8 protein-coding genes are annotated in these 7617 nt (G+C 33.6%); 6 read left to right on the top strand and 2 right to left on the bottom strand.

The features are described 5' to 3' along the window. The 6 genes from Q0L29_RS02795 to Q0L29_RS02770 all read left to right on the top strand — a co-directional run. Window positions 1-669: ice-binding family protein (locus Q0L29_RS02795; RefSeq protein WP_296618884.1), on the top strand; the 669-nt coding region annotated here is incomplete at its 5' end. A gap of 640 nt (window positions 670-1309) precedes the next feature. Then, window positions 1310-1876: an AraC family transcriptional regulator gene (locus Q0L29_RS02790; protein WP_296618883.1), complete on the top strand. Its 567-nt coding sequence runs from the start codon at window positions 1310-1312 to the stop codon at window positions 1874-1876. 377 nt (window positions 1877-2253) lie between these two features. Continuing rightward, the gene (locus tag Q0L29_RS02785; protein ID WP_296618880.1) at window positions 2254-2904 is read left to right on the top strand and encodes a porin family protein; all 651 of its coding nucleotides are present in this window, start codon (window positions 2254-2256) and stop codon (window positions 2902-2904) included. A gap of 7 nt (window positions 2905-2911) precedes the next feature. Next, window positions 2912-3070 (top strand): lmo0937 family membrane protein, encoded by a 159-nt coding sequence (locus Q0L29_RS02780; RefSeq protein WP_296618879.1) that lies wholly within the window; start codon window positions 2912-2914, stop codon window positions 3068-3070. 147 nt (window positions 3071-3217) lie between these two features. Then, a complete protein-coding gene (locus tag Q0L29_RS02775; protein ID WP_296618878.1) occupies window positions 3218-3679 on the top strand; it encodes a hypothetical protein in 462 nt (153 codons plus the stop codon). 65 nt (window positions 3680-3744) lie between these two features. Next, window positions 3745-4098, top strand: a complete 354-nt coding sequence (locus tag Q0L29_RS02770; RefSeq protein ID WP_296618876.1) for a cupin domain-containing protein — start codon at window positions 3745-3747, stop codon at window positions 4096-4098. Window positions 4099-4632: 534 nt separating this feature from the next. On the opposite strand, the gene Q0L29_RS02765 is transcribed toward Q0L29_RS02770, so the two are convergent. Both Q0L29_RS02765 and Q0L29_RS02760 read right to left on the bottom strand, forming a co-directional pair. Beyond that, window positions 4633-6162, bottom strand: a complete 1530-nt coding sequence (locus Q0L29_RS02765; RefSeq protein ID WP_296618874.1) for a SulP family inorganic anion transporter — start codon at window positions 6160-6162, stop codon at window positions 4633-4635. 203 nt (window positions 6163-6365) lie between these two features. Then, entirely contained in the window at window positions 6366-7586 is a 1221-nt protein-coding gene (locus tag Q0L29_RS02760) for a cystathionine gamma-synthase family protein (protein ID WP_296618886.1), read from the bottom strand. Window positions 7587-7617 lie beyond the last annotated feature (31 nt).

Raw genomic sequence — 7617 nt, 5'->3', positions numbered from 1 at the left:
GGTATAGATGGTATTGATCTTGGATCTGCTGGAAATTATGTGATACTTTCCAAAACAGCTATCAATAATAGTGGAACGTCAGCTATAACTGGAGATTTAGGTCTTAGTCCTGCTGCAACTTCTTATATTACTGGATTAGCATTAACCAATAATACTGGATATGCAACTTCTGCACAGGTTACTGGACAAGTTTATGCCTCAGATATGGCAGACCCTACTCCTATGAATTTAACTACTGCGGTAGAAAATATGATCACAGCTTATAATAATGCTGCCGGAAGATCAGAAACTGACTTCTTAGAATTGGGTGCAGGTAACATAGGTGGAAAAACTTTAACATCTGGTGTTTATAAATGGACTAATACTGTGACTATCCCTTCGGATGTTACGATATCAGGAAGTTCAACTGATGTTTGGATTTTCCAAATTGCAGAAGACCTTACTATGAGTTCTGCTACAAGCATTATTTTAGAAGGAGGCGCTCAAGCCAAAAATATTTATTGGCAAATAGCCGGTCAGGCAACTTTAGGAACTACAGCACATTTTGAAGGAATTATCCTATCGATGACTGGAGTTACTTTACAAACAGGTGCATCAATGAATGGTCGTGCTTTAGCTCAAACTGCTGTTATACTTGATGGAAATGCAGTTACACAACCTGCTCAATAAGACGCTATAATTAATTCAAATTATTAAAATAGAAGTTGTCCAAAGCAACTTCTATTTTTTTTACCCCCTTCATATCATCAAAACACCCCCAATTATAAACAAATATTAATCAAATTTCTAAGTGTGTCATTTTAATGTATTAGCCAAGATATCTGAATCTATCAATTAAATCAGACCACGAAATTATAGTACCAATTGAAAAAAGATAATACTTAAAGGTCATTAGTAATTGTTCCATATTAAATCTATAAACCATAGTTCTTCAGCAAATACCAATCTTACTATCATTATTTAGCAGTGTATTTTTTTTATAATATTACAATTCAATTATTATAATATTATTACTTAATATAATTTAAGTGTATTTTACTTACACATATGAGCTTTGTTTTATTTAACACACCAAAATTTTTGACACTACTATAGGTTAAATATCTTAATAATACCCATAAAGCTCTCTTTTTAGAAATTATTTTTACCCACTCCATATCACCACATATGTATCACAGACCAATTTTTCATAATAAATAACAAATAAATTAAAAAATAATCACCAAAAAGTCAGTTTTAATTAAAAAAATTACGTACAAAAACATGAACCTAAAGTAGGCTAAAGTTTAAAAATATATTAAACGTTAGTATGATGAAAAAACTATATATCAAATACATGGTCAGTTTGCGATGCAAATTAGTGGTCAAGGAAGAGTTAAATAAACTGGGTCTTCATTGTGCTGTATTAAATCTGGGCGTTGTGGAAATTCTAGAAGATATTACTGAGTCTCAATGTGAACAACTAAAAACAAATTTGATGAAATCAGGACTAGAATTAATGAGCGACAAAAAAAGTATTCTTATTGAAAAAATAAAAAATGTCGTCATCGAAATGATTCATTATTCCAATGAATTACCAAAAGAAAATTATTCTTGTTATATAAGTGAAAAATTGGGTTATGACTATACCTACTTAGCCAATATTTTTTCTGAGGTAAAAGGGATTACCATTCAACAATTCATCATTAACCACAAAATTGAAAAAATAAAGGAATTCTTGCTATATGATGAGCTCACTCTTTCAGAAATTTCCTTTAAGATGCATTATAGTAGTGTAGCACACCTTTCCAATCAATTCAAAAAGAATACAGGTCTATGCCCTTCTTATTATAAACAAATGAAGAATAGTAGAAGTAAAACCCTTGAAAGTATATAGTTGTTTTATCAAAACATTAATAGTATAATACATGATATATGCTAAAAATCACTTTTTAAAATACATTAACTCATTTAAAAAATAAATTGTAAAGCTTCTAAAGACCAATATATAATAATGATTTCAATATTAATGGAGATTGGAGTGCTATAACGGAACCCTAATTATAAATCCATTTGATAATGAAAAGCAAAATAAGCCTTAAAAAAAAGCCGAGTAAAAAGGGGCAGGAAATCAAAATCCTGCCTTTTTTTTATATAATATTTTAAGCAGATAAATGTGTGAATCATGTAATCATACATACTAAACATGTAACATATTTCCTCTTGTAGTTTCCAACTTTACTTATACTTAATCCCTTTGAGAAACATAAAAAAATGAGAACCTTTAAAATATTAGCAATAGCTGCTGCCGCAATGACTTTTTCAAGTTTTGCAATGGCACAAGAAGATGATTACGCCTTTCAAGAAAATCTCAAATTAGGCATTAAAGCAGGACTAAATTATTCAAACGTTTATGATGCTAATGAAGAGTCATTTAATGCAGATGGCAAATTTGGATTTGTGGGAGGTCTGCTTTTACACATACCAATAGGCGATTTTTTAGGATTTCAACCAGAGGTCTTATATTCACAGAAAGGTTTTAAAGGAAATGGAACATTATTTGGAAGTAATTATAGTTTTACCCGAACCACTTCCTTTATTGATATCCCACTTCAATTCGCATTAAAGCCTACAGAGTTTTTAACGATTCTTGCAGGTCCTCAATATTCCTTTCTCATAAAACAGAAAGATGAGTTCGAAAGTAGCTTTGGCACAGCCGCTCAAGAGGAAGAAATTAGAAATGATAATATCAGAAAAAATATTCTTGGCGTAATTGCCGGAATAGATATCAATGTAGATAATATAATCATAGGATTACGCATGGCTTGGGATGTTCAAAATAATAATGGAAATGGAACATCAGATACACCCAGATACAAAAACGTTTTATTTCAAACTACAATAGGATACACTTTATTTAAATAAAAAAAACATGAACAACATTCTTTACATTATCGCAGTAATTTTAATTATCCTTTGGCTTATTGGCTATCTTGGATTCAACGCTGGTGGATTAATTCACATACTTATTGTCATTGCAGTAATAGCAGTGCTTTTAAGAGTAATTGGAGGAGGGAAATTCCTAAGATAAGACATAGTATTCTTATGTGTTTAAATTCTTGCAATTGTAAACATGCGATTTGTGCAATACATAGGCATAAAGGTGTAATACTTTATACAGCAACAGCCACCATATTTGTATACTAACAATTCAAGTAGAAAATCTAATATAACTCAAATGAAAATACTAACTAAAAAAAATAAATTCAAAGTAGTGAAAACCCTGGCTGTAACTTTAGCCATGGGTGCAACAGTATTATTTACTAGTTGTGATTCATCATCGGAAAATCTGGAAAACGCAAAAGAAGATGTGTACGAGGCAAAGGAAGATTTAAACGAAGCTCAGAAAGAATATGCTGAGGAAGTAAAACAGTTCAGAGCAGAAGCAGAAAGAAAAATAAATGAAAATGAAAGAAAACTTTCTGAGATTAATGCTAAAATAAAAAATAGCGAAAATGAACTTAATGAAGATAATGAAAAACAGATTGTAGTATTAGAACAAAGAAATAAAGATCTTAAAATCAAAATGGCGGAATACGAGCCTAAATCAAGAGAAAATTGGTCGTCATTCAGAGCTGAATTTAAAAGGGATTTGGATAGACTAGGAACTAGCTTGAAAGACTTTACAATAGAAGATTAAACATACGTTTCTAATTAAAAAGGGGCTGGGAAATCCAGCCCTTTTTTGTTAAAACAAATAGAGTTATGAAAACTAATGAATTAAAAAAATCTGTGACACATATTACGGTGGGAATAATAGATTATCTTCCTAATTCTGTAGTGAATCAAACGATATTAAAAAAACTAACAGGGAGCATCAGTGTAATGTCCTTCGACACTGGTGAAGGCCAAGCAGAAAAGATCTCCCCTTTTGATAGCTATGCTCAAATCATTGATGGCCAGGCTGAAATTGTAATAGATGGTAATTCTTTCATTTTAAATATTGGCCAATCTATTATTATTCCCGCCCATAAATCTAATTATATAAAAGCAAATGGTCGTTTTAAAATGATATCAACCATTATTAAAAGCGGTTACGAACAGGAATTTTTAATATAAAACCTATTCTAGGGCTTGCTTAAAAACAGATAATAGATCAAAAATGAACTTTCTATCTTTTTTGACTGTGATTATTGCCTAATAGGTTTTCAGCAAGCGCAAGCTTTTTTAGAGTTAATATCCATAATATTTGCACTAGAAAATCAAAAATTGATTTTCTAGTGCTCTAGCCTCAAGCTCCTCTTCTATTAAATTTAATTTGTCAAAAGAAGGCTTCTCATGATAATTAATTTAGCATCAAACCCCTTCTTTATAACTTTAAAAGTTATTTCATAAAAATTTTACAGCAAAAAAACCTCAAAAAAAATACTTTAATCAAGACAATCCGCAAGCTGGCAGACCTCCCAACACCCAAGGCTGGCCCGCTGTTTTGACCTCCATCGCTCCCCTTCGAGCAAGACTTGTCTCGTATTTATCGGGATTTTATTTGGTCTAGAGATTTCTATTTATGAAGAGCACCAAAAAGAAAAGCCGGATCGTTAAACCCGGCTTTCTTAACCTAAACCAAAACTACTCACTATGAAAAACTAAACACTAAACTTTATCGACCACTAATTTGTAATTAGGATCCTCTATTACATTAACATCAATTATTTTATCTGCATTCTTAAGCAACTTTCTACAATCAGAACTTAAGTGTTTCAAATGCACTTTCTTTCCAACTTTCATATATCTTTCAGTGATTTTATTTAAGGCTTCTATTGCTGACATATCCACAACTCTACTTTCCTGAAAATCAATTATTACTTCTTCAGGATCGTTCATCACATCAAATTTATCATTGAAAGCCGCAACTGACCCAAAAAATAATGGGCCATAAATTTCATAATGCTTTACACCTTCAGCATCTACACTTTTTCTAGCACGAATTCTTTTGGCATTGTCCCAAGCAAAAACCAAAGCCGCTATTATTACTCCCACTATTACAGCTAAAGCTAAATTATGAAGGATAATAGTCACTAAAGTCACCAATACCATCACCAAAATATCTGATTTTGTCATTTTATTCAGAGTCTTCAAACTAGCCCACTCAAATGTTCCGATAGCCACCATGATCATCAAACCAGTTAGGGCTGCCATCGGAACCAATTCAATATATGAAGAACCAAACATGATAAAGACCAACAACATCACTGCCGCTACTATACCTGATAATCTGGCCCTGGCTCCATTGGAGATATTAATTAAACTTTGACCCAACATGGCACAACCACCCATACCGGAAAATAAACCCGACAGAATATTGGCAGTGCCTTGTGCTACTGCTTCTTTATTTCCTCTCCCTCGGGTTTCAGTGATTTCATCAATAATATTAAGCGTCAAAAGGCTCTCAATCAAACCTACGGCAGCCATTATAGCTGAGTAAGGCAGTATAATCATCAATGTCTCCCACTTTAATGGAATATTAGGAAGATGGAAAGGCGGAAAACCACCCTTTATGGAAGCAACATCTCCTACTGTTTTGGTATCGATTCCAAAGTAAACGACTACTCCAAAAACTGTTAATATCGCAACAAGAGATGAAGGCACTACCTTAGTTAATTTAGGTAAGCCCCAAACAATTAGCATAGTACCAAATACCAAAGCTAATAAAATATATAAAGGTTCACCAGCTAACCAATTGCCTGATGCATCTTTAAATTGAGCCAGTTGTGAAGTAAAAATAATGACAGCCAATCCATTCACAAATCCAAAAATCACTGGGTGTGGAACTAGGCGCATAAACTTACCTAACTTCAAAAATCCAGCCGCTACTTGAATTAAGCCTGAAAGAATTACTGCTGCTAAAACATATTCAATACCATACTTTTGGGCTAAAGCTACGATAACTACGGCTATAGCTCCAGTAGCTCCTGATATCATTCCGGGGCGACCGCCTAAAATAGCGGTCACTAATCCCATTACAAAAGCAGCATATAAACCAGTTAAAGGAGATAACCCAGCCACAAATGCAAAAGCAACAGCTTCAGGAATTAAAGCCATCGCAACTGTCACCCCCGAAAGGACCTCAGTTTTGTAATCTACTTTTTGTGAAAGATCAAATAATTTAAAATATTGCTTCATGCGCTCAAAATTGGCTTTTACTGTTGAAATAATTTAGCCATCTCCCAAATGAGCGCGCAAAGGTAGGGGTTTATTTTTAAAAATAAATCTAAATGAAAAAAATATTATAGTTTTTTTGGTGATAGAGCTAGCTCCAGAGATTAGTACGCAGTTGACAATATACAATTGACAGAAAGGTCAACACTATTCTTGATGCTTTACAATTAAACTTTCTCTAAGGCCTGCTCAATATCCCAAATTAAATCTTTTGCATCCTCCACTCCCACTGAAATTCTCACTAGGCTTGAAGTAATGTTGATTTTATTTCTTAATTCTTCATTGACATCTGAGTGTGTCATAGTGGCTGGGTGTTCCGCTAGAGATTCTGTACTCCCTAAACTTACAGCAAGTTTTATCAATTTTGTACTGTTTAAGAATTTGAAGGCTTCTTTTTCTCCTCCCTGGATATCAAAAGCCAACATAGCACCATTAGAACTGCACTGCTTTTTGAAAATTTCGTATTGGCGCCCGTCTTCAGGTTTTAAATTCCCTAAATAATAAACTTTCTCCACCTTAGGATGAGTATTTAAGAAATTAGCAACTTCTTCAGCATTTGCGGCTTGTTTTTCCATTCGAATCTTTAACGTTTCCAAACTTCTCATTAACAACCAGCCTGTATGTGGACCCGCCATATTTCCCATAAAAGTTCTAAAACCTTTTACTCTTTTTATCAAACCAGCTGCCCCTAAGCATGCGCCAGCCACTAGATCACTATGCCCACCAATATATTTTGTAGCAGAATAGATTACCAAATCAGCGCCTAATTGCAATGGATGTTGCCAAACTGGGCCCATATAGGTATTATCAACACCTATGTAAATAGGTTCCTCCTCAGTCTGTAATTCGTTAGCGATTTCTCTGAACATCCCTATATCCACTAATGCATTGGTTGGGTTAGCAGGGGTTTCCAGATAAATAAAACCGATTCTATCCTTCATTCCACTTGCTTCAATTTCTTGCATTACCTCGGCTTTATCCTGATAAGGGTTCACTCCTATTGATTGAATTCCCCATTTTGGTAAAACATGATTGATGAAATGATCTGTTCCTCCATAAACGGGTACAGAATGTAAAAGCACATCACCAGGATTCAAGAACTCCATCAACATACTACTGATAGCTCCCATTCCACTTTCGAATATAGCAGCATCTTCTGCTCCATCCCAAAGACATAATCTATCTTCAGTTATTTGTAAATTAGGATTATTTAATCGGCTATAAATCAAACCTAACTCTTCCTCATCAGTTTTTTCACGCTTTCCGTAAGCAACTTCAAAAAATGCTTTACCGTCTTCTGCTTTCTTAAAAGCAAAGGTTGAAGTCTGAAAAATTGGACATTTGATTGCCCCTTCTGATAATTCCGGCTTATAACCGAATGACATCATTTGACTCTCAGGTGAAAAAGAATGCTCGCTC

This window comes from Marivirga sp. (assembly GCF_024636815.1).
Lineage (GTDB): Bacteria > Bacteroidota > Bacteroidia > Cytophagales > Cyclobacteriaceae > Marivirga.
This window is presented reverse-complemented; position numbering and strand designations above follow the sequence as displayed.